General features: G+C 60.1%; 1 pseudogene. It reads left to right on the top strand.

Annotated features, from left to right (window positions below):
- A pseudogene (locus FOT98_RS32090) lies at positions 1-218 on the top strand (collagen-like protein); the annotation flags it as partial.

The raw sequence follows: 218 nt of genomic DNA, 5'->3' as shown, positions 1-218 counted from the left end.
CCTCAAGGTGCTCAAGGACCAGCGGGTGCTACCGGTGCCACTGGACCTCAAGGTGTTCAAGGTAACACGGGTGCTACTGGACCTCAGGGTGCTCAAGGTAACACGGGTGCTACTGGTGCCACTGGACCTCAAGGTGCTCAAGGACCAGCGGGTGCTACCGGTGCCACTGGACCTCAAGGTGTTCAAGGTAACACGGGTGCTACTGGACCTCAGGGTGC

It is taken from the genome of Bacillus sp. HY001 (assembly GCF_007558965.1).
GTDB lineage: Bacteria > Bacillota > Bacilli > Bacillales > Bacillaceae_G > Bacillus_A > Bacillus_A mobilis.
The sequence above is the reverse complement of the archived record's forward strand: the minus strand, read 5'-3'. Positions and strand labels throughout refer to the sequence as shown.